1 pseudogene is annotated in these 812 nt (G+C 64.7%); it reads left to right on the forward strand.

What is annotated here, in order from left to right:
- Positions 1 to 196 precede the first annotated feature (196 nt).
- Positions 197 to 812 (forward strand): annotated as a pseudogene (locus tag BN358_RS25595) (hypothetical protein); the annotation flags it as partial.

Below are 812 nucleotides of genomic sequence, written 5' to 3' on the forward strand. Positions count from 1 at the left end.
AGGTCCCCAGCGCTCGGAGTACCCAGCGTCGAGCCTCAACCGCTTTCGCCTTGTCCGAATCGGCGGTGGCAGGATTGTCGCCCGCGACACGGCAGGTGTTGGCCGCTGGCGGCCTCGATCCACGCTCGGCGCCGCTGGACACGATCGTGATGCAGCTGGTGCGGGCCAAGGCCGCGCTGGGGGTGCGGCCGATCCGTTGGCCGTCCCCGGCCACACCGCCAGAGCCCGGCGCCACGCTTCCGCCGGCACCGGGGGCTGCGGTGGTGTCTCCGGCTGTGTGGCGGACCTGCTTGTGGTCAAGCAGCAACTGAAACGCTACGAAGGTGCCGAGCTGGCGCATGTGGAGAATGTGCTGATCGGAGAGAAGAAGGCACGATCGCACCGCCAGCTGGACCGCAGCGAGACGACCTTCCTGACCGAGACGGAGGTCACCGGGGTGAAGGAGTCCGAACTCCAGACCACCGACCGGTTCGAACTGAACCGCGAGACCTCCCAAACGATCAAGAGTGACGTGAAGTCCGGCTTCGACCTCAGCCTCTCCGGCAAGTACGGTCCGACGGTCGACTTCAAAGCCTCGACCTCGCTGAGTTCGACCACCTCAACAGAACAGTCGGCCAAGAACTCGACACGGTTCGCCAAGGACATCGTCAGCCGGTCGCTGGAACGGGTCACCACACGCGTCCGGGAGCAGCGCACAACCACGATCATCAACGAGACCGAGGAAACCAACCTGCACGAGCTGACGAACAGCACCGCCCAGCACATCAACGGCGTCTACCAGTTCCTGGACAAGATCTACGAGTCCCAGGTCT

The organism is Sedimentibacter sp. B4 (assembly GCF_000309315.1).
Classification (GTDB): Bacteria; Bacillota; Clostridia; order Tissierellales; family Sedimentibacteraceae; genus Sedimentibacter; species Sedimentibacter saalensis.